Below are 20,944 nucleotides of genomic sequence, written 5' to 3'. Positions count from 1 at the left end.
CGCACTTTGAGTTGCGATCTCGGGCTGTGTACGGCAAAGGTTGTGTGGATTTCCATACAACCGGCCCGAATTCTATGTGGAATTCCACTCAAGCGCCAGCGAGGCGGACGCCGCTTCCAGATTTTTTCTTTAAAGATCAACGGGTTGCGAAAGACATCCTGGTTGGCACACGCATTGCGATAGCGGCGGGTCCGGCGCCGCATCCGCTCGGCCAGGATATTTCAAGAAACTCGCAGCCGCGCGTTCCCATGGCGCCCGGCAGCCCATTGGCAGGGGACACCCGCATGATCGACACCCACACCGCCGCGGCCACGGCCGCGCAGCCTCGTCCGTTCTATCGCCATCTGTACGTGCAGGTGCTGGTCGCCATCGTCGCCGGCATCGCGCTGGGCCACTACTGGCCCGATCTCGGCTCGAGCATGAAGCCGCTCGGCGACGGCTTCATCAAGCTGGTCAAGATGATCATCGCGCCGGTGATCTTCCTGACCGTGGTCACCGGCATCGCCGGCATGTCGGACCTGAAGAAGGTCGGCCGCGTCGCCGGCAAGGCGATGGTCTACTTCCTGACGTTCTCGACGCTGGCGCTGGCGGTCGGCATGGTCGTCGGCAACGTGGTCCAGCCCGGCCACGGCCTGCACATCGACCCGGCCTCGCTCGATTCGAACGCGGTGTCCGGCTATGTCGCCAAGGCGCACGATTCGACGATCACCGGCTTCCTGATGAACATCATCCCGACCACGGTGCTCAGCCCGATGGTCAATGGCGACATCCTGCAGGTGCTGTTCGTCGCGGTGCTGTTCGGCATCTCGCTGGCGCTGGTCGGCGAGCGCGGCAAGCCGGTGGTCGATTTCCTGCAGGCCGTCACGCTGCCGGTGTTCCGCCTGGTGTCGATCCTGATGAAGGTCGCCCCGATCGGCGCGTTCGGCGCGATGTCGTTCACGATCGGCAAGTACGGCATCAAGTCGGTGGCCAACCTGGCGATGCTGGTCGGCACCTTCTACCTGACGTCGCTGCTGTTCGTGCTGATCGTGCTCGGTCTGGTCGCGCGCTATAACGGCTTCTCGATCGTCAAGCTGATCCGCTATATCCGCGAGGAACTGCTGCTGGTGCTGGGCACCAGCTCGTCGGAAGCCGCGCTGCCGACGCTGATGCAGAAGTTGGAGCGGGCCGGCTGCGCCAAGTCGGTGGTCGGCCTGGTCGTGCCGACCGGCTATTCGTTCAACCTGGACGGCACCAATATCTACATGACGATGGCGGCGCTGTTCATCGCGCAGGCCTGCGACATCCACCTGTCGTTCGGCGACCAGATCCTGCTGCTGCTGGTCGCGATGCTCAGCTCCAAGGGCGCGGCCGGCGTGACCGGCGCGGGCTTCATCACGCTGGCCGCCACGCTGGCGGTGGTGCCGTCGGTGCCGGTGGCGGGCATGGCGCTGATCCTTGGCGTCGACCGCTTCATGTCGGAATGCCGCGCGCTGACTAATCTGGTCGGCAACGCCACCGCCGCGATCGTTGTCGCGCGCTGGGAGGGCGAACTGGACAAGGAGCAGCTGCGCAAGGCGATGGCTGGCGAAGCCGTCGCGCCTGCCGCGTCGAATACGCCGGGCACGCCCGAGCTGACGCAGTCGGCGGCGTAGCCCTCGCTTGTCATTCCCGCGCATGCGGGAATCCAGCGGCTTTCCAAGTCACTGGGTCCCCGCCTTCGCGGGGACGACGGATTCGCAAGCAAGCTAAGGCCGGACGCGATCGATCGCGTCCGGCATTTTTTTTGCGCATTGCAGTTCGCATTTGTCGCGTCTATGCTGGCATAGATCCATACGCGTCACTTTTCCGCCGGTACCGGCGGGCAAGGATGGGAACTCGATGCAGATTCGCCTCGATCCGGTCGCCTCGGTGCTGATCGCCGTGCTGGTCCTGCTGCTCGGTACGCTGATCAATCGCCGGGTCGCCTTTCTGTCGCGCTACAACATTCCCGACCCGATCACCGGCGGCATCCTGTTTGCCGCCGTCGCGGCGATCGCGGTGGCGCTGTTCGACTTCCGCGTTGTCATCGACGCCGGCATCAAGCCGGTGCTGCTGCTGATGTTCTTCGCCGGCGTCGGCATGGGCGCCGACCTGCGCGCGCTCAAGCAGGGCGGCAAGGCGCTGGTCATCTTCCTGATCGTGCTGTTTCCCTATATCGCCGTACAGAACATCGTCGGCGTCGGCATGGCCAAGGCCATGGACCTGCATCCGATCTTCGGGCTGGTCGGCGGTTCGATCACGCTGGTCGGCGGACACGGCACCGGCGCCGCCTATGCCGAGCGCTTTGCCGAGATCAACAACCTGCAGTCGGTGATGGAGCTGTCGATGACGGTGGCGACGGTCGGCCTGATCGTCGGCGGCATCATCGCGGGGCCGGTCGCGCAGTACCTGATCTCGCGGTATCGGCTGCGCTCGCAGGGGGAGGACGAAGCCAGCGTCGAAGCCGAAGCGCATGGCTTCCCCATCACGACCGTCGCCGCGATCGGCGCGCTGGGCGGCATCCTGGTGGCGGTGGTGATCGGCCGCTGGCTCGCCGCGCAGTTCTCGGGTCAGGCCATCACCATCCCGGGCTTCCTCTGGTGCATGCTGACGGGCATCGCGATCCGGAACCTGCTGCCCTTGGCAGGCGTGCGCTTCGACGACCGTCCCGCGGAGCTGATTTCCAATGTCAGCCTGTCGCTGTTCCTGGTGATGACGATGATGGCGCTCGACCTGGTCGACGTGGCGCTGTCCGCGGGACCGTTCCTCGCGATCATCGCGATGCAGGTCGTCTTTATCGTGCTGTACGTGGTGCTGGTCTGCTTCCGCTTCATGGGGCGCGACTATGAGGCCGCGGTACTGTCTGCCGCCTTCATCGGCTTCAACATGGGCTCGACCGCGACCGCGATGGCCAATATGCAGGCGATCACCGCCAAGCATGGACCGGCACCGAAAAGCTTCGTGGTGGCGCCGCTGGCCGGCGCATTCTTCGTCGACATCATGAATGCCTTCGTGCTGACGCTGATGCTGGCGATGCCGCTGATGGGAGGCTGATCGTGCGCCGCCTGTTCCCCGCGCTGTTCCCCGCGCTGTTCCCCACGCTGTTTGCCGCGCTGTTTGCCGCGACCGTGGTGTTGCTACTGGCCGGATGCCAGCGCGGCCCGGATGCCGACGCGTTGCGAAAGGATGTCGCCGCGCGGCTTGGGCAGGCGCTGCCGCCCGGAACAGTGGAACTGGCGGAGCTGCGGCGCCAAGGCTCGCAGACCGATCGGCGCGGTCCGCCCGGCGAGGACCGGCGTGTCGTCTACTTCGACGCCGAGCTGAAGCTGACGCGCGACTTCGACTTCGGCGCATGGGATGCCGCTGGCGTTGCCGGCTTGATCTCCGCACTCGGTGCCGCGCCCAAGGGCGTGCAGGGCATTGCGCTGGGCGGCAACAAGGCCGGCGACATCATTCGCGCGCACGGCGCCGCGGTCTACCGCGAGCAGGATGGCCGCTGGGTACCGGTCGCATCCGGCGGCTACCGTCCGGTCGCCGCGCCCGCCTATGCGGCCAGCGCTCCGCAGGGCGCGGCCGCGATGCTCGAAGCGGTCCGCCGCATCGTCGAATCCGTGCCGGCAGAGTCCTCACCCGAACAGCACGCGATGATCACGCAGGAACTTGCCGCCGCGCACGCCAGCATTCGCGCCCGGCTCGCGCGCGCCAACCAGGGCTATCCGCTGGCGGGAGGCGCCGAAGGCGGGCAATACCTGCGCTTCGCCCAGGCGCTGGCCGCCAATCCGGGCGCCAGGGTAGTGCCGCTGGTCACGAGAGGCGGCGACGAGAACCTGCGCATGCTGCGCCAGGGCAAGGCCTCGCTGGCGTTGGCGCAAGCCGATGCGGCGCTCGACGCCTACCGCGGCGACGGCGACTTTGCCACCGACGGACCCTTCACCTCACTACGCGCGATCGGCAGCCTGTATCCGGAGGCCGTCCATGTTCTCGTTCGCGCCGATGCCGCCGTCAAGACGGTGGCGGATCTGCGCGGCAAGCGCATCGCCATCGGCGAGAAGGGCGGCGCGTCGCAGCGGACTGCCCTGCGCGTCCTCGCGGCGCACGGGCTGCGGCCGGCGGATTTTTCCGGGCGCGAGCTGGGCATCAACGCATCGCTGGTGGCGCTTCGGCAGAACGAGGTCGACGCCGTGATCCAGATCATCGGCGTGCCATCGGAAAGCATCCGCGACGCGCTGGCCGCGATTCCCCTGCGTCTGTTGCCGCTCAGCGAGAAGGCCGCCGCCGCGCTGGCCGATTCCGGCCGTGGTTATTTGCGCTATACGGTGCCCGCAGGCACCTATGCGAACCAGTCCGACAGCGTGGCTACCGTGGCCGTCGCCGCGCAATTGCTGGTAGCCGCCGACCTGTCCGACGCCGAGGTCGGCGCGATCGCACGCAACGTCTATGCACCAGGCGCCGACTTCACCGCGCGCGGCAGTGCGCAAGGCGCGCAGATCTCGCCTGCCACGGCAACGCAGGGCTTGTCGGTGCCCCAGCATCTGGCCGCGGCCCGCGCCATCGAGGCGCTTACCAAGGGCGGCGTGCCAGCAGGGAAGGGCCGGTGACTATTCGCGTTCTGGAAGCGAGGTGCCGGAGCGGCGTGTCTGTCGTCGGGACAGTGGCGCACACACCGTTATCGAACGTCGGCAAATTCGGGAAAATTGCCGACGTTTGATAACACCCTCAACGGAACTCATTTTCCCTGTCGTACACCTCGCCGCCGCGGGGCTTCACCCATCTCCGCCGCCGCCAACCGCAAACAATCCATCAGATGGTCCGCGCTGGCGCCCAGTCCGGCTTCGCGCGAGGCGCGCAGCGTGATGATTCCCACCGGCGGCAATTCGATCGGCACGGCGATCTTCACGATGTCGAGCCTGCGTTCGCTGGCGAACTGCCTTGCCACCGAGCGCGCCAGGAAGCCGACGGCTTCGCGCTGCGCGACGAAGGTCGAGACCGCGAGATAGGACGAGGTTTCGATCCGGTCCGACGGCGGCTCCAGGCCCTGCGCGAGAAACGCCTGCTCCAGCTTGACCCGTAGCGAGGCCCACGGTGGCGGCATCACGCATGGCAGCTGCGCCAGATCGGCCCAGCCAACCTTGCGCTTGCCGGCGAGCGGATGTCCGGGCCGGACGACGGCCACCATTGGTTCGTTGTAAAGCGCCTCGGTTGCAAGGTCCGGCGCCGCATAGCCTGGCTCGAGCCGACCCACGATCAGGTCGAGCTCGGAAAGGCGCAGCTTGGGCAGCAGGTGCGTCAGATCGCCTTCCTCGATCAGCACGGCGGCCTGCGCGGAGCGCGCCTTCAGCCGGGCGGTGGCGCGTGCCAGCAGCACCGGCAGCGCGGCGCCCATTGCGCCGACGCGTACGCGCCCGGCCGCGCCCGTGTCCACGGCCTCGATCTCCTCGCGCGTGCGGTCGTATTGGGCCAGCACGCGGCGCGAGAAGCGGATCAGCGCTTCGCCGGCCGTGGTCGGTTCGGTGCCGCGGGTCGAGCGGGAGAACAGTACCAGGCCGAGCATCTTCTCGACTTCGGTCAGCGTCTTCGACACCGCCGGCTGGCTGATCGACAGGAATTCGGCGGTCTTGCCGAGATGGCGGAACTCGTCGAGCGCCACCAGCAACTGCAGATGGCGTAGCTTGATATTGGAGCGCAGCGCGCGGTCGATATGAGGCATGGCGCGCAGTCTACCTCGCGGCCTACTTAACGGGAAGGTTATCAAGCAATGACGATATTGGATTGGATCGTTATGTCGTAGCCGGCCACAATGCCGCCCATGGCGTTGCCTCGAAGCGCGCCGGCCACCACCGATAACACAGTGCGAGGACGACAATGAACCAGGGTTCCCCCATCAATCCCGCGCGCCGCCGCCTGATCCTCGGCGCCAGCGCCGGTGTTGCCACGGCCGCCGCTGCGGCGGCCACCGGTACCGCCGGCATGCTGCTGGCCCGGAGCGCCAGCGCCGCAACCTATCCCGATCGCCCAATCACCTTCATTTGCCCGTGGCCGGTCGGCGGCACCGCCGATCAGTCGATGCGCGCGCTGTGCCAGGTCGCCTCCGGCATCCTGAAGCAGTCGATCGTCGTCGAGAACCGCGCCGGCGCCTCGGGCATGATCGGCACCCGCGCGCTGGCGCGAGCCAAGCCGGATGGCTACACCATCGGCCAGATTCCGATCTCGGTCACGCGCTTCTCGCAGCTCGGCATGCTGGAGATCGATCCGCGCACCGAGCTGACCTATCTGGCGCGTACCTCGGGCCAGACCTTCGGCATCGCGGTGCCGGCCGGCTCGCCGTACAAGACGCTGCAGGATGTCGTTGCCGCGGCCAGGGCCAACCCGGGCAAGCTGACCTATGCCCACGCCGGTATCGGCGGGGCGACCCATGTCGGCATGGAGCAGTTCGCGCTGGCCGCCGGCGTGCGCTTCAACGCGATCGCCTACAAGGGCGGCTCGGCGGCGCTGCAGGATGTGCTCGGCGGTCAGGTCGATCTGCTGGCCGATTCCAGCTCGTGGGCGCCGCATGTCGAATCCGGCAAGCTCCGCCTGCTGGCCACATGGGGCGAGCAGCGGACGCCGCGCTTCAAGGACACGCCGACGCTGCGCGAGCTCGGCTACGACGTCGTGGTCGAAGCGCCCAACGGCATCGGCGCACCGAAGGGGTTGGACCCGGCGATCGAGAAACAGCTGCGCGACGCCTTCCGTGCCGCGGTGGCCAGCAAGGAATTCAAGCAGGTTGCGTCGCGTATCGATGCGCCGGTGATGTACCTCGACGGGCCCGACTACAAGAAGTACGTGGCGGCGGTCTACGAGCAGGAAACCCAGCTGATCCAGCGCCTGAAGCTGAAGGAAATGCTGCAGCAGAGCTGATCCCTTCAGCGCCGATGTGCCTAGTGCAGACCACCATCGCCCTCGCCAACCACAGGAATTGTTCGACGTGAACGTCAATGCCGTCATCCGCCTGCACGCCAACGACAACGTGCTGATCGCCCGCCAGGACCTGGCGCTGGGACAGCCGCTGCCCGAGCTTGGCGTGCGGGCGCGGGCCCAGGTGCCTGCCGGCCACAAGATCGCGGCGTGCGCGATCGCGAAGGGCGAGCCGGTGCGCAAGTACGACACCGTGATCGGCGTGGCCGATCGCGATATCGCGCCGGGCGAGCACGTGCATTCGCACAACCTGAAGCTGGTCGACTTCTATCGCGATCCGGCCTTCTGCAGCGACGTGCGGCCGATCGACTATGTGCCCGAGGCCGAGCGCGCGAGCTTCCAGGGCTTCGTGCGTCCGGACGGCCGTGTCGGCACGCGCAATTTCATCGGCATCCTGTCGTCGGTCAATTGCTCGGCCACGGTGATCCGGCATATCGCCGACCATTTCACGCGGGAGCGGCTGGCGGCCTATCCGAACGTCGATGGCGTGGTGGCGTTCGCTCATGGCACGGGTTGCGGCATGTCGTCGCCGAGCGAGCATTTCGATCTGTTGCGCCGCACGCTGGCCGGCTATGCGCGCCATCCGAACCTGGCGGGCGTGCTGATCGTCGGCCTGGGCTGCGAACGCAATCAGGTCGCCTCGCTGGTCGAGTCGCAGCAACTGGAGCCCGGCAGCCATCTGCATACGATGGTGATGCAGGACACCGGTGGCACGCGCGAGACCATCGCCGCCGGCATCCGGGCGATCGAATCGATGCTGCCGGCGGCCAATGCGGCGAGACGCCAGCCGGTTCCCGCCAGCCATCTGAAGATCGGCCTCGAATGCGGCGGCTCGGACGGGTTCTCCGGCATCACCGCCAATCCCGCGTTGGGCGCCGCGATGGATATCCTGGTGCGCCACGGCGGCACCGCGATCCTGTCCGAAACCCCGGAAATCCACGGCGTCGAATACATGCTGACGCGACGTGCGGTCACGCCGGAGGTCGGCCAGAAGCTGCTCGACCGGCTGGCCTGGTGGGAGCGCTACACCGCCGGCCACAACGCGCAGTTCAATGGCGTGGTCGGCCACGGCAACCAGCAGGGCGGGCTCGCCAACATCTTCGAGAAATCGTTGGGCTCGGCTATGAAGGGCGGCACCACGCCGCTGCAGGCCGTGTACCAGTACGCCGAGCCGATCGACAAGGCCGGCTTCGTTTTCATGGATTCGCCCGGCTATGACCCGGTTGCGGTGACCGGCCAGATCGCCAGCGGCGCCAACCTGATCTGCTTCACCACCGGCCGGGGCTCGATGTTCGGCTCCAAACCGGCGCCGACGATCAAGCTGGCGTCCAATACGCCGATGTACCGGCGCCTTGCCGACGACATGGACATCAACTGCGGCGTCATCGTCGACGGCGAACTGACCGTCGCCGAGATGGGGCAGCGCATCTTCGAACATATCCTGCGCGTCGCCTCCGGCGAGAAGACCCGCAGCGAACTGCTAGGCCTCGGTGACAACGAGTTCGTGCCCTGGCATATGGGCATCGTCAGTTGACCGGCCGCATCCTTTCCAGGACTTCCATCGCATCATGTCCCTGCAGCTTTCCCATGCCGCGCTGCTGCGCGGCCAGAACCTGATCGGCGCCCAGTGGCAGCCCGCAGCGGCCGGCGATCGGCTCGATGTCACCAATCCTGCCGATGGGTCGACGCTGACGCAGGTCGCGGACAGTGGCGCCGCCGATGCGCGCCGCGCCGCCGATGCCGCCCACGCCGCCTTCGCCGGCTGGAGCCGCCGCCCGGCGAAGGAACGCGCGAGGCTGCTGCAGCGCTGGCACGCGCTGATCCTCGAACACCAGGAAGACCTGGCCCGCATCATCTCGGCCGAGCAGGGCAAGCCGATGCACGAGAGCCACGGCGAGGTGCAGTACGGTGCCGCGTATGTCGAGTGGTTCGCGGCCGAGGCGGTCCGGATCTGCGGCGACATCGTGGCCGAGCCGATGCCGGGCCGAAAGATGCTGGTGCTGAAGGAACCGGTCGGCGTGGTCGCGGCGATCACGCCGTGGAACTTCCCGCTGGCGATGATCGCGCGCAAGATCGCGCCGGCGCTGGCGGCCGGCTGCACCGTGGTCGCCAAGCCGGCCGAGGACACGCCGCTGACCGCGTTGGCGCTGGTCTATCTGGCCGAGCTCGCCGGCGTGCCGGCGGGCGTGCTGAACATCGTCACCGCGTCGCGCGAACGCACGCCCGAGGTGGTCGACGTCTGGCTTGCCGACAGCCGCGTGCGCAAGATCACCTTCACCGGCTCGACGCCGGTCGGCAAGCATCTGGCGCGCGAGTCCGCCGCGACGTTGAAGAAGTTGTCGCTGGAGCTCGGCGGCAACGCGCCGTTCATTGTGTTCGAGGACGCCGACCTCGATGCCGCGGTCGAAGGGCTGATGGCATCGAAGTTCCGCAATGGCGGCCAGACCTGCGTTTGCCCCAACCGCATCTACGTGCACGAGGCCGTCCATGACGATTTCGTCGAACGGCTGGCGCGGCGCGTCGGCGCACTGAAGGTCGGGCCGGCCAGCGAGGCGGGCTCGCAGATCGGCCCGATGATCAATGCGCGCGCGGTCGACAAGATCGCCCGCCACGTCGAGGATGCGGTGGCACGGGGCGCGCGCGTCGTCACCGGCGGCAGGCGCGTGCGTACCGGGGACGGACCGCACTACTACGCACCGACCGTGCTGGTCGGCGCCACGCCGGAGATGGCGCTGTCCTGCGAGGAAACCTTCGGCCCGGTGGCACCGATCTTCCGTTTCGCCAGCGAGGACGAGGTGATCGGCCACGCCAATGACACGCCGTTCGGGCTCGCAGCCTACTTCTATTCGAACGACGTGCGCCGCATCTGGCGCGTCGCGCAGGCGCTGGAGACCGGCATCGTCGGCATCAACGAAGGGGCCATCGCGGCCGAGGCCGCACCATTCGGCGGCGTCAAGGAATCCGGCTATGGCCGCGAGGGCTCGCGCCATGGACTGGACGATTATCTGCATTTGAAGTATTTGTGCCAGGGTCTGCTGGACTGAGCCCGACCCAAGCCGTACAAGCACGTACACGGCCCAGTCCCCAGTCCATCGAACCCGTATCGCTTTGACAGGACCCGTCATGCCCGCATCCAATCCCTTCAAGACCGCACTGGCCGCCCGCCGGCCACAAATCGGCCTGTGGCTGTCGATGGCCGGGCCGTACCTCGCCGAGGTTGCGGCCACCGCCGGCTTCGACTGGCTGCTGATCGACGGCGAGCACGCCCCCAACGATGTGCGCAGCGTCCTGGCCCAGTTGCAGGCGGTCTCGGCCTATCCGAGCGCGCCGGTGGTGCGCGCCGTGGCCGGCGACGTCCCGCTGATCAAGCAGCTGCTCGATATCGGCGCCACCACGCTGCTGGTGCCGATGGTCGATACCGCCGAGCAGGCGCGCATGCTGGTCAGCGCGACGCGCTATCCGCCGCAAGGCATCCGCGGCGTCGGCAGCGCGGTGGCGCGGGCCTCCCGCTGGAGCGGCCGTGCCGACTATCTCGATGTCGCCGACGACGAGGTCTGCCTGCTGGTGCAGGCCGAGACCGTGACCGCGCTGGCGAATCTGCAGGAGATCTGCGCGGTCGATGGCATCGACGGCGTCTTTATCGGACCGGCAGATCTGGCGGCGTCGATGGGCCATCGCGGCAATCCCGGCCATCCCGAAGTGCAGGCCGCGATCGAGAACGCGATGCGTACCATCGTCGCCAGCGGCAAGGCGGCGGGCACGCTGACTTCCGATTCCGCGCTGGCCCGGCGATATCTGGAGCTGGGCTGTACCTTCGTGGCGACCGGCGTCGATGTGCTGCTGTTCGCCAAGGCCGCACGCCAGCTGGCCGCCTCCTTCCGCCAGGAAGGCGCCGCGCCCGCGCAACGGCCCTCCGCCGCCTACTGAACGCTTTGCCGATTTCTTCGACCATGCCATTGGATAGTTCCGCGCGCGACGCCACGCTGCGCGCCATGCAAGCCATCGTCGGCGACAATGCCTGCCTGATCGCCGACGCCGATACCGAGTCCTACGTCACCGACTACCGGCGCATCAGCCGCGGCAAGGCCAGCGTGGTGGTGCTGCCTTCGACCACCGAGCAGGTTGCCGCGGTGATGGCGTGGTGCCATGCGCACGGCGTGCCGGTGGTGCCGCAGGGCGGCAATACCTCGTTGATGGGCGGCGCGGTGCCGGACACGCGCGGCGATGCCGTAGTGCTGAACCTGCGCCGCATGAACCAGGTGCTGGCGATCGATACGGTCAACGACACGCTGACCGTGCAGGCCGGCGTGACGCTGGCCGCCGCACGCGCCGCGGCGGAAGAAGCCGGACGCCTGTTTCCGCTGCGCATCGGCTCCGAAGGCTCGTGCCAGATCGGGGGCAATCTGTCGACCAATGCCGGCGGTACCGCGGTGCTGCGCTACGGCAATATGCGCGACCTGGTGCTCGGCATCGAGGCGGTGCTGCCCGACGGGCGCATCTACTCGTCGCTGCGGGGCCTGCGCAAGGACAACACCGGCTACGACCTGAAACACCTGTTCATCGGCGCCGAAGGAACGCTGGGCATCATCACCGCCGCGGTGCTCAAGCTGATGCCGCAACCGCGCGCGAGCGCGGTGGCCTTCGTGGCGGTGGCGTCGCCGGACGCGGCCGTGCGCCTGCTGGGCGAAGCCAAGCGCCTGTCGGGCGGCGCCGTCACGGCGTTCGAACTGATCTCGGGCGCGGCGCTGGACCTGGTGCTCGACTATCTGGGCAATGTCGCCTCGCCGCTGGCGCAGCGGCACGACTGGATGGTGCTGATCGAATTGAGCTCGGGCGCGGATGCCGCCAGCCTCGAAGCGACGCTGCTCGAAATTCTCGAGAGCGGCTACGAACAGGAACTGGTGCGGGACGCGGCGATCGCCGCCAGCGTCGCCGACGCGCAGACCTTCTGGCGCATCCGCGAGGAAATCTCGGACGCGCAGACGCGCACCGGCGGCAGCATCAAGTGCGATGTGTCGGTGCCGCTGTCGCGCATCGCGGGCTTCGTCGACGAGGCGTCGCGCCGCGTGCTGGAACTGGTGCCCGATGCCCGCATGGTGATCTACGGCCATATGGGCGACGGCAACGTCCACTTCAATCCGCTGCGTCCCAAGGACGCCGACGCCAAGGGGTTCCTCGCGCAGTGGTACAAGCCGGTGTCCGACCTGGTCGATGGCCTCGCCCATGGCGAGGGCGGCTCGATCTCGGCCGAGCACGGCATCGGCGCGGTCAAGCGCGACGACCTGCGCCGCTACAAGTCGCAGGTCGAGCTCGAACTGATGTGGCAGGTCAAGCGGGCGCTCGACCCGAAGAACCTGATGAATCCGGGCCGGGTATTGCCGGCGATGGGCGAGGGCGGCTGACCGTTCGGGCCGCCGCCCGGGCAGTCACCCGGCAATTCAAGCCGGCACGCTCCAGCCGGCACGTTCAGGCCGGCTCGGCCGCCGGCTCCGACAACCGCAACGTGCGCAGCACCGCCTTGGCCACGCCATACGCACTGCCGGGGTTCTGTCCGGTAATCAGGCGCCCGTCCTCGACCACATAGGGCGCAAACGGCAGCATCGCCTTGCTGTATTGCGCGCCGCGCTTGCCCAGCTCCTGCTCGAGCCCGAACGGCACGGCGAAGTCGCGCTTGGCCATGATTTCCTCGTTCCACGAGAAGCCGGTCACGCGCTTGCCCTGCACCAGCGGCTCGCCGTTGGACAGCCGGACGTCCAGCAGTCCGGCCGGGCCATGGCATACCGCCGCGACCACACGGCCCTGCTCGTACATCGCCGCGATCAGCCGCGCCAGCGGCTCGCAGCCCGGGAAGTCGAACATCACGCCGTGGCCGCCGGTCAGGTAGATCGCATCGAACTCGCCGGAATCGACCGCCGCCACGTTGGCCGTGTCGTTCAGCAGGTCCATGAAGATCCGGTCTTCATAGCGTTTGAAAACACTGCTGCGCATGCCGGCACTTCGTGCAAGTTCCGACAGCATCAGGCTCTCGGGATCGATCGGGATCTTGCCGCCCGACGGCGACGCCAGCTGCAGCGTATGGCCCGCTTCCTCGGCCACATCCCAGAAGTGCGTCAGTTCGCTGAGCCACAGGCCGGTACGAAAGCCCACTTTTTGGTACTGGTCGACGTTGGTCGCGACCACCAGGATTCGGCGTTGCGCTGGCATGGGTGCCTCCTGCTTTTTCGGGGAAGTTCGAAAGTTGCAAGAAGCGTTCCGCATGGCAAGCGATACGGTAGCGCTTGTCCGAGAATCGCCGCTTTGTGCCTCGTTCAAGGGGCGACTGCAAGGACCAGCTCGTGGCACGACCTTACTTCCCGCCTGCAGCGGTCGAGGGCGAGATCATCGATTTTGCACACCTGGAGCCGTTCAATTTGGAAGTTGAAAGCGGCCTCGCCAAGAAGACGCTTCGCATGCGCGTCACCTTTTCGAATCATTGCTTCACGAAAAGGTGCCTGGATGCGGCGCCCGACTTCAAACAACCCATCTTCGACGGCAACACGCACCGGCCACGTGTCTTTTGCCCGGTGCGCTATCGTCTGTCTCGGAAGCTTCCCAGCGTGATTCTTGGGCTAAATCATCCGAAGGCAAAAGTCTGGCAAACATCGTCACGGCGTAACTGGGCGTACTCGATGACCGTCCAGGACCCCTGAGGTCCATATCATGTCTTCTTTGAGGTCCGTCGAGCCTTGGGCGAGCGGAGGCGGTCCCAGGACCTGAATCTGATCGTGGAGATTGCCTACCACCAGACCGAACGGGCGCCAGTCTTCCTTGGTTCCATAGGCTTTGTCTTGCTGTGTGGAAAGGTGTATCTGGGTCACCCAGTGGTCACCAAAAGATAAGCCGACAATAAAAAAGGCGCCACTGGGGCGCCTTTCTGTACAGCAGATCCGGACACCACTTTCGACTCGCCTTGCGCGGGTACGGCTTTCGCCGCTGGGAAGCGCTCGATCTCATCCGGTCAGTCGCTTCGATCCAGGCAATCTAAACGAGTTGGACAGCACAGTCAATGACAGCAGGGAGCGAAGCCGCCGAATAGATACGGGTAAACCCTTGCTCTCGTAAACTCTATTTTCATGGCACAGCTATTGCGTGTAAATTTGTTTACATCGATAGCCGTTCGCCGGATGCACCAATTTGCGTCCGGCCCACCGCAGAGCCATGACTGCTTCCCGTCCGGACCCGGCCGCCAGGCCGGCCGATTCCCCGCCAGACCCCGCGCCCGAGACCACCGTCTCCCAGCGCATTGCGAAGGTATTCCCGTCGCTGACGCCGGCGCACCAGCGCATGGCGGACTACGTGCTGGCCAACCCGTTCCGCGCGGCGACGATGCGGATCGACGAGTTTGCGCAGGCGGTGCAGGTGTCGGTGGCGACGGCAAACCGCTTCGCGCATGCGCTGGGCTTCGACGGTTACCCGCAATTTCGCGCCGAACCGGTGCGCGGATTCGAAGCCACGCTGGCGCCGGTGGAGAAGCTGCGCACCGAACTGGAGCGGCCGGCGACGATCACCGAGATCATCGCGGCCTCGCTGGAAGAGAACGAGCGCAACCTGCAGGCCACGCGCCGCGCGCTCGATGCCGATGCGTGCGAACGCGCGGTGACGGCAATTCTCGAGGCCGAGCATGTCTATGTGCTGGGCTTCGGGGCGAGCGGCTATCTGGCCGGCCTGTTGCAACATGGCCTCGACATGTACTGCCGCACGGTGATCACGGTCGCCGGCGTCGGCGGCGCGTCGACCGCGGCGCGGCAGCTGTTCAAGCTGACCAGCCGCGATCTGGTGATTCCGATCGCCTTTCCCCGCTATGTCTATGACAGCGTCGCGCTGACCGAGCGCGCCCGCGCCCATGGCGCGCGGATCCTCGCGTTGACCGATGGGCCCACCTCGCCGCTGGCGCCCTTTGCCGATATCGCGCTGTATGTCAGCGCCGGCCGGCAGTTGTCGGCCAACTCCGACGCGGCGGTGCTGGCGATGATCGAGGCGCTGTGCGGCGCGGTCGCGCACCGCGCCACGGGCTCGGTCAAGGCCGCCGCCGACATGACCGAATTCGTGCTGCCCTGGCTGCATCAGACCCATGCGCGCGCCGACGCCGGCCGCACCGCCGCGGCCGGCGATCCGCAATCCAGGCCCCGTCCGGGGTCCGGCAAGGCGCCGCGGCGCCGGCGCCCGGACACCGATAACGACTAACGCTTCCGAGCCTTACCGAGTTGCCCGCCATCCAGGCGGGCCCAAGCACCATGAACGCAGATCGATCGACCTCCAAGCCCACGCCCGTGATCGCCATCCATGGCGGGGCCGGCACCATCACCCGCGCCGCGATGGACGCGGACAAGGAAGCGCAGTACATCGCCGCCCTCGAACACGCCCTGCGCGCGGGCCAGCGCCTGCTGGCCGATGGCGCCAGCGCCGTCGATGCGGTGACCGAAGCGGTGCGGCTGCTCGAGGACTGCCCGCTGTTCAATGCCGGCAAGGGCGCCGTGCTGACCAACGCCGGCACCTACGAACTCGACGCCGCGGTGATGGACGGCGCCACGCGCGATGCCGGCGCGGTCGCCTGCGTCAAGCGGCTGCGCAACCCGGTGCTGGCGGCGCGCGCGGTGATGGAGCACAGCGAGCATGTGCTGTTCGCCGCCGACGGCGCCGAAGCGTTTGCGCAGGCGCAAGGCCTGCCGCTGGTCGAGGCGGACTACTACTACACGCCGGAGCGCCACGCGCAGTGGCAACGCGCCCGCGCGGGCAGCGGCATGGCCCTGCTGGATCACGATGCCGCCGCGCTGGCCGCACGGGCCAGCGCCGACGAGGCGGGTGGCGAGCCGCTCGATCCGGGTACCAAGTTCGGCACCGTCGGCGCGGTCGCGCTCGACGGCCAGGGCCGGCTTGCCGCGGCCACGTCCACCGGCGGCATCACCAACAAGCAGCTCGGCCGGGTCGGCGATACGCCGGTGATCGGCGCCGGCTGCTATGCCGACGAACTGGTGGCGGTGTCGACCACCGGCACCGGCGAGATGTTCATCCGCGCGGTGGCCGCCTACGACATCTCGGCGCGCATGCGCTATGCCGGCAGCTCGCTGGAAGCGGCGACGCATGCCGTCGTGATGCAGAGCCTGCCGGCGATCCAGGGCCGGGGCGGGCTGGTCGCGATCGACGCGTCCGGCAATGTCGCGCTGCCGTTCAATACCGAAGGCATGTACCGAGGCCATGCCCGCGTGGGCGAGCCGGTCCACGTGGCGATCTACCGCTGACACCATGCCCGCAGGTTTCGAGGAACACTCCATGGCCCCATCGACTTCCGCGTCTACTTCGTCTTCCGCATCCGGCCTGGCGCTGCCGTCGCAGCGCGTCGTGTCCGTCAACGACCTGACGGTGCGCTTTGCCACGTCCGAGCGCACCGTCGAGGCCGTGCGCGGCCTGTCCTTCCATATCGACCGCGGCGAAACGCTGGCGGTCGTGGGCGAGTCCGGCTCCGGCAAATCGGTGACCTCGCTGGCGCTGATGCGCCTGGTCGAACATGGCGGCGGACGCCTCGCCAGCGGCAGCATGATGCTGCGCCGCCGTGGCGGCGACGTGCTGGACCTCGCCCAGGCCGATGGCGGCACGATGCGCGGCATTCGCGGTGCCGATATCGCGATGATCTTTCAGGAGCCGATGACCTCGCTGAATCCGGTGTTCCCGGTCGGCGAGCAGATCGCGGAATCGATCCGGCTGCATCAGAACAAGAGCCACGCGGCGGCCCGCGCCGAAGCGTTGCGGATGCTCGAGCTGGTGCGCATCCCCGAGGCGCGTCGCGTGCTGGACCGCTACCCGCATCAGCTGTCCGGCGGCATGCGCCAGCGCGTGATGATCGCGATGGCGCTGTCGTGCCGGCCCGCGCTGCTGATCGCCGACGAGCCGACCACCGCGCTGGACGTCACCATCCAGGCCGAGATCCTGCAGCTGATCCGCAATCTGCAGGCGGAGATGCAGATGGGCGTGCTGTTCATCACCCACGACATGGGCGTCGTCGCCGAAATGGCGGACCGCGTGCTGGTGATGTACCGCGGCGAGAAGGTCGAGGAGGGCGAGGCGCCGACCGTGTTCGCGCGGCCCGCGCATCCCTACACCCGCGCGCTGCTGTCCGCGGTGCCCAAGCTCGGCGCAATGGCTGGCACCGATCTGCCGGCCAAGTTTCCGCTGGTGCGGGTCGAAGGCGGTGAGGGGCAGGCGAGCGCCGATGGCCGCAGCGATACGCCGGCCGCGGCGACGCGTCCCGATGCCTCGGCCCAGCCGATCCTGCGCGTGCGCGACCTGGTGACCCGTTTCGACGTGCCCGGCGGCCTGTTCGGCCGGCCGACGCGCCGCGTGCACGCGGTCGAGCGCGTCAGCTTCGACCTGTATCCCGGCGAGACGCTGGCGCTGGTCGGCGAATCGGGCTGCGGCAAATCGACGACGGGCCGCTCGCTGCTGCGGCTGGTCGACAGCCAGAGCGGCACCATCGAGTTCGCCGGCCAGAACATCGGCGAACTGTCGGGGCCCGCGCTGCAGAGCCTGCGCCGCAATATCCAGTTCATCTTCCAGGACCCGTTCGCCTCGCTCGATCCGCGCGTGCCGATCGGCTATTCGATCATGGAGCCGCTGCTGGTGCACAAGGTCGCCAGCGGCAAGGAGGCCGAGCAGCGCGTCGCATGGCTGCTGGACAAGGTCGGCCTGTCGCCGGCCCATGCCGCGCGCTATCCGCACGAGTTCTCCGGCGGCCAGCGGCAGCGCATCTGCATCGCGCGCGCGCTGGCGCTGAACCCGAAGGTGGTGATTGCCGACGAGTCGGTGTCGGCGCTGGACGTCTCGATCCAGGCGCAGATCGTCAACCTGATGCTGGACCTGCAGCGCGAGATGGGCATCGCCTTCCTGTTCATCTCGCACGATATGGCGGTGGTCGAGCGCATCAGCCATCGGGTCGCGGTGATGTATCTGGGCCAGATCGTCGAGATCGGCCCGCGCCGCGCGATCTTCGAGAACCCGCAGCATCCCTATACGAAGAAGCTGATGTCGGCGGTGCCGGTGGCCGACCCGGCGCGCCGTCATCTGCGGCGCGAGCCGCGGACCGAGGAGCTGCCGAGCCCGATCCGCGCGATCGGCGACGAGCCGGTGGTGCAGCCGCTGGTCGCCGTCGCGCCGGACCACTTCGTCGCGCGGCACGCGGTCGGCGGCGCCTATTGACGTCGAGCGGGCCTGCCGAACAAGCCTATTGAGTCAACCCGGGCGGCAAGGCCACCAAGAGCCGGTCCAGCCCGTTCACCCTGTGCTACCTGTCCGTCTTACCAAGGAGAATCGACAATGATCCAAGCCAGTTTGTCCCGACGTGGCGCGGCGCGCCTGTTTGCCGGCGGCCTGCTGATGGCCGCGTTCGCGGCCGGACCGGCCTTCGCCGCCAAGGATGCGGTGATGGCGGTGGCCTCGACCTTCACCACCCTCGATCCCTACGATTCGAACGACACGCTGTCGCAGGCGGTCTCGAAGACCTTCTACCAGGGCCTGTTCGGCCTGGACAAGGACATGAAGCTCGTCAACGTGCTGGCCGACAGCTATGACGTCAGCAAGGACGGACTGGTCTATACGATCAAGGTCAGGAAGGGCGTCAAGTTCCACGACGGCACCAGCTTCGACGCCACCGCGGTCAAGGCCAACCTGGACCGCGTCACCGATCCGGCCAACAAGCTCAAGCGCTACACGCTGTTCAACCGTGTCGCGCGCACCGACGTGGTCGACCCGACCACCGTCAAGATCACGCTGAAGGAGCCGTTCTCGCCGTTCATCAACGTGCTGGCGCATCCGTCGGCCGTGATGATCTCGCCGACCGCGCTGAAGAAGTACGGCAAGGACATCGCCTTCCATCCGGTCGGCACCGGTCCCTTCGAATTCGTCGAGTGGAAGCAGCCCGATCACCTGCGCGGCAAGAAGTTCGCCGGCTACTGGAAGAGCGGTCTGCCGAAGATCGACACCATTACGTGGAAGCCGGTGGTCGACAACAACAGCCGCTCGGCGATCATGCAGACCGGCGAGGCCGACTTTGCGTTCAGCATTCCGTTCGAGCAGGCCGCGGTGCTCAAGGCCAGCCCGAAGGTCGACCTGATCGCCGCGCCGTCGATCATCCAGCGCTATCTGTCGCTCAATACGCAGGTCAAGCCGTTCAACGACCCGAAGGTGCGCCAGGCGATCAATTACGCGATCAACAAGCAGGCGCTGGCCAAGGTGGCGTTCGCCGGCTATGCGGTGCCGGCCGAGGGCGTGGTGCCGCCGGGCGTCGACTTCGCCGAGAAGCTGGGCCCGTGGCCGTACGATCCGGCCAAGGCACGCGCGCTGCTGAAGGAGGCCGGCTATCCGAACGGCTTCGAAACTACGCTGTGGTCGGCCTATAACCACACCACCGCGCAGAAGGTGATCCAGTTCGTGCAGCAGCAGCTGCAGCAGGTCGGCATCAAGGCTTCGGTGCAGGCGCTCGAGGCCGGCCAGCGCGTCGAGAAGGTCGAGAGCGTGCCCAAGCCGGAAGACGCCGGCGTGCGCATCTACTACGTCGGCTGGTCGTCGTCGACCGGCGAGTCGGACTGGGCGCTGCGTCCGCTGCTGGCATCCGAATCGATGCCGCCGAAGCTGCTGAACACGGCCTACTACAAGAACGATCAGGTCGATGCCGATATCGCGGGCGCGCTGCGTACCACCGATCGCAACGAGAAGGCGCGGCTGTACAAGGACGCGCAGCAGCGCATCTGGAACGACGCGCCGTGGGCCTTCCTGGTGACCGAGCAGGTGCTGTATGCCCGCAGCAAGCGGCTGAGCGGCGCCTATGTGATGCCGGACGGCTCGTTCGAGTTCGAGAACATCGATATCAAGTAAGCGTCGCGCCCGCGTTCGTCTTTTGCGCATGCCGTCGTCGTCCCCGCGCAGGCGGGGACCCAGCGGCTTTCGACGCGCCGTGGCGGATCAAAGCCGCTGGGCCCCCGCGTTCGCGGGGGCGACACGTCGAGCCGCGAGAGGAAAAGCGGGTCTGGAGTCGTCATGTTGAATTACTTTCTGAAGCGCGTGCTGGGCGTGGTGCCGACGATGCTGATCGTCGCGGTGCTGGTTTTCCTATTCGTGCATCTGCTGCCCGGCGATCCGGCGCGGCTGGCCGCCGGGCCCGAGGCCGATGCCGCGACCGTCGAACTGGTGCGCAAGGATCTGGGGCTGGACAAGCCGCTGCACGAGCAGTTCGTCACCTTCTTCGGCAATGCGCTGCAAGGGGAATTCGGCACCTCGCTGCGCACCAAGCGACCGGTCAGCGAGGAGATCGGCGACCGCTTCTTCCCGACGCTGTGGCTGACCGTCGCCTCGATGCTGTGGGCCGTGGTGTTCGGCATGCTGATCGGCATCGGCTCCGCCGTCTGGCGCAATCGCTGGCCCGACCGCATCGGCATGACGCTGGCGGTGTCGGGCATCTCGTTCCCGGCCTTCGCGCTCGGCATGCTGCTGATGGAGATCTTCTCGGTCCAGCTGGGCTGGCTGCCGTCGATCGGCGCGGAAAGCTGGAAGCACTACATCCTGCCGTCGCTGACACTCGGCGCGGCGGTGGCCGCGGTGATGGCGCGATTTACGCGCGCGTCGTTCGTCGAGGTGCTGCAGGAAGACTACGTGCGCACGGCGCGCGCCAAGGGCGTGCGCGAGTCGCTGGTGGTCGCCAAGCACTGCCTGCGCAACGCGATGATCCCGGTCGTCACGATGATGGGGCTGCAATTCGGCTTTCTGCTGGGCGGCTCGATCGTGGTCGAGAAGGTGTTCAACTGGCCCGGTCTCGGCCGGCTGCTGGTCGACGCCGTCGAGATGCGCGACTACCCGGTGATCCAGGCCGAGGTGCTGCTGTTCTCGCTGGAATTCATTCTGATCAATCTGGTGGTGGATCTGCTGTACACGGTGATCAACCCCACCATCCGCTACAAGTGAGGCC

General features: G+C 67.3%; 16 protein-coding genes. 14 read left to right on the top strand and 2 right to left on the bottom strand.

Annotated features, from left to right (window positions below; translation table 11 throughout):
- The first annotated feature begins 284 nt into the window (after positions 1-284).
- The 3 genes from LRR16_RS15710 to LRR16_RS15700 all read left to right on the top strand — a co-directional run bounded on the left by LRR16_RS15710 (position 285) and on the right by LRR16_RS15700 (position 4,598).
- Positions 285-1,634 (top strand): dicarboxylate/amino acid:cation symporter, encoded by a 1,350-nt coding sequence (locus LRR16_RS15710; RefSeq protein WP_232206461.1) that lies wholly within the window; start codon positions 285-287, stop codon positions 1,632-1,634.
- Positions 1,635-1,860: 226 nt separating this feature from the next.
- Entirely contained in the window at positions 1,861-3,054 is a 1,194-nt protein-coding gene (gene gltS / locus LRR16_RS15705) for a sodium/glutamate symporter (RefSeq protein ID WP_006578871.1), read from the top strand.
- 2 nt (positions 3,055-3,056) lie between these two features.
- Positions 3,057-4,598 (top strand): TAXI family TRAP transporter solute-binding subunit, encoded by a 1,542-nt coding sequence (locus LRR16_RS15700; RefSeq protein WP_232206460.1) that lies wholly within the window; start codon positions 3,057-3,059, stop codon positions 4,596-4,598.
- Between the two features lie 128 nt (positions 4,599-4,726).
- Here LRR16_RS15700 and LRR16_RS15695 read toward each other — a convergent pair whose 3' ends face one another.
- Positions 4,727-5,707: a LysR substrate-binding domain-containing protein gene (locus LRR16_RS15695; RefSeq protein WP_232206459.1), complete on the bottom strand. Its 981-nt coding sequence runs from the start codon at positions 5,705-5,707 to the stop codon at positions 4,727-4,729.
- Positions 5,708-5,862: 155 nt separating this feature from the next.
- Between LRR16_RS15695 and LRR16_RS15690 the strand changes: the two genes are divergently transcribed.
- The 5 genes from LRR16_RS15690 to LRR16_RS15670 all read left to right on the top strand — a co-directional run bounded on the left by LRR16_RS15690 (position 5,863) and on the right by LRR16_RS15670 (position 12,356).
- The gene (locus LRR16_RS15690; protein ID WP_232206458.1) at positions 5,863-6,897 is read left to right on the top strand and encodes a tripartite tricarboxylate transporter substrate binding protein; all 1,035 of its coding nucleotides are present in this window, start codon (positions 5,863-5,865) and stop codon (positions 6,895-6,897) included.
- A gap of 67 nt (positions 6,898-6,964) precedes the next feature.
- Positions 6,965-8,488 carry an altronate dehydratase family protein gene (locus LRR16_RS15685; protein WP_232206457.1) on the top strand — a complete coding sequence of 508 codons (1,524 nt, stop codon included), beginning with the start codon at positions 6,965-6,967 and terminating at the stop codon, positions 8,486-8,488.
- A 34-nt stretch (positions 8,489-8,522) separates the two neighbouring features.
- On the top strand, positions 8,523-9,998 hold the full coding sequence (locus LRR16_RS15680; RefSeq protein WP_232206456.1) for an NAD-dependent succinate-semialdehyde dehydrogenase: 1,476 nt from the start codon (positions 8,523-8,525) through the stop codon (positions 9,996-9,998).
- 79 nt (positions 9,999-10,077) lie between these two features.
- Positions 10,078-10,881, top strand: coding sequence for a 4-hydroxy-2-oxoheptanedioate aldolase (hpaI, locus tag LRR16_RS15675; RefSeq protein ID WP_232206455.1), 804 nt, complete (start codon positions 10,078-10,080; stop codon positions 10,879-10,881).
- Between the two features lie 65 nt (positions 10,882-10,946).
- On the top strand, positions 10,947-12,356 hold the full coding sequence (locus LRR16_RS15670) for an FAD-binding oxidoreductase (protein ID WP_232206493.1): 1,410 nt from the start codon (positions 10,947-10,949) through the stop codon (positions 12,354-12,356).
- Positions 12,357-12,420: 64 nt separating this feature from the next.
- Here LRR16_RS15670 and LRR16_RS15665 read toward each other — a convergent pair whose 3' ends face one another.
- Complete coding sequence (locus LRR16_RS15665; RefSeq protein WP_023264502.1) at positions 12,421-13,158, bottom strand: type 1 glutamine amidotransferase domain-containing protein; 738 nt, start codon at positions 13,156-13,158, stop codon at positions 12,421-12,423.
- A gap of 131 nt (positions 13,159-13,289) precedes the next feature.
- Between LRR16_RS15665 and LRR16_RS15660 the strand changes: the two genes are divergently transcribed.
- The 6 genes from LRR16_RS15660 to gsiC all read left to right on the top strand — a co-directional run bounded on the left by LRR16_RS15660 (position 13,290) and on the right by gsiC (position 20,940).
- Positions 13,290-13,643 carry a hypothetical protein gene (locus tag LRR16_RS15660; protein ID WP_232206454.1) on the top strand — a complete coding sequence of 118 codons (354 nt, stop codon included), beginning with the start codon at positions 13,290-13,292 and terminating at the stop codon, positions 13,641-13,643.
- Between the two features lie 508 nt (positions 13,644-14,151).
- A complete protein-coding gene (locus LRR16_RS15655) occupies positions 14,152-15,177 on the top strand; it encodes a MurR/RpiR family transcriptional regulator (RefSeq protein ID WP_232206453.1) in 1,026 nt (341 codons plus the stop codon).
- Positions 15,178-15,227: 50 nt separating this feature from the next.
- On the top strand, positions 15,228-16,232 hold the full coding sequence (locus tag LRR16_RS15650) for an isoaspartyl peptidase/L-asparaginase family protein (protein ID WP_043439343.1): 1,005 nt from the start codon (positions 15,228-15,230) through the stop codon (positions 16,230-16,232).
- Positions 16,233-16,263: 31 nt separating this feature from the next.
- A complete protein-coding gene (locus LRR16_RS15645; RefSeq protein ID WP_232206452.1) occupies positions 16,264-18,183 on the top strand; it encodes a dipeptide ABC transporter ATP-binding protein in 1,920 nt (639 codons plus the stop codon).
- Between the two features lie 117 nt (positions 18,184-18,300).
- The gene (gene gsiB, locus LRR16_RS15640; protein WP_370646823.1) at positions 18,301-19,857 is read left to right on the top strand and encodes a glutathione ABC transporter substrate-binding protein GsiB; all 1,557 of its coding nucleotides are present in this window, start codon (positions 18,301-18,303) and stop codon (positions 19,855-19,857) included.
- Between the two features lie 162 nt (positions 19,858-20,019).
- Entirely contained in the window at positions 20,020-20,940 is a 921-nt protein-coding gene (gene gsiC, locus LRR16_RS15635) for a glutathione ABC transporter permease GsiC (RefSeq protein ID WP_006576461.1), read from the top strand.
- Positions 20,941-20,944 lie beyond the last annotated feature (4 nt).

The sequence above is a fragment of the Cupriavidus sp. UGS-1 genome, from assembly GCF_021213615.1.
Lineage (GTDB): Bacteria > Pseudomonadota > Gammaproteobacteria > Burkholderiales > Burkholderiaceae > Cupriavidus.
Note: the sequence above shows the minus strand (reverse complement) of the source record. Positions and strands in the feature narration are given on the sequence as shown.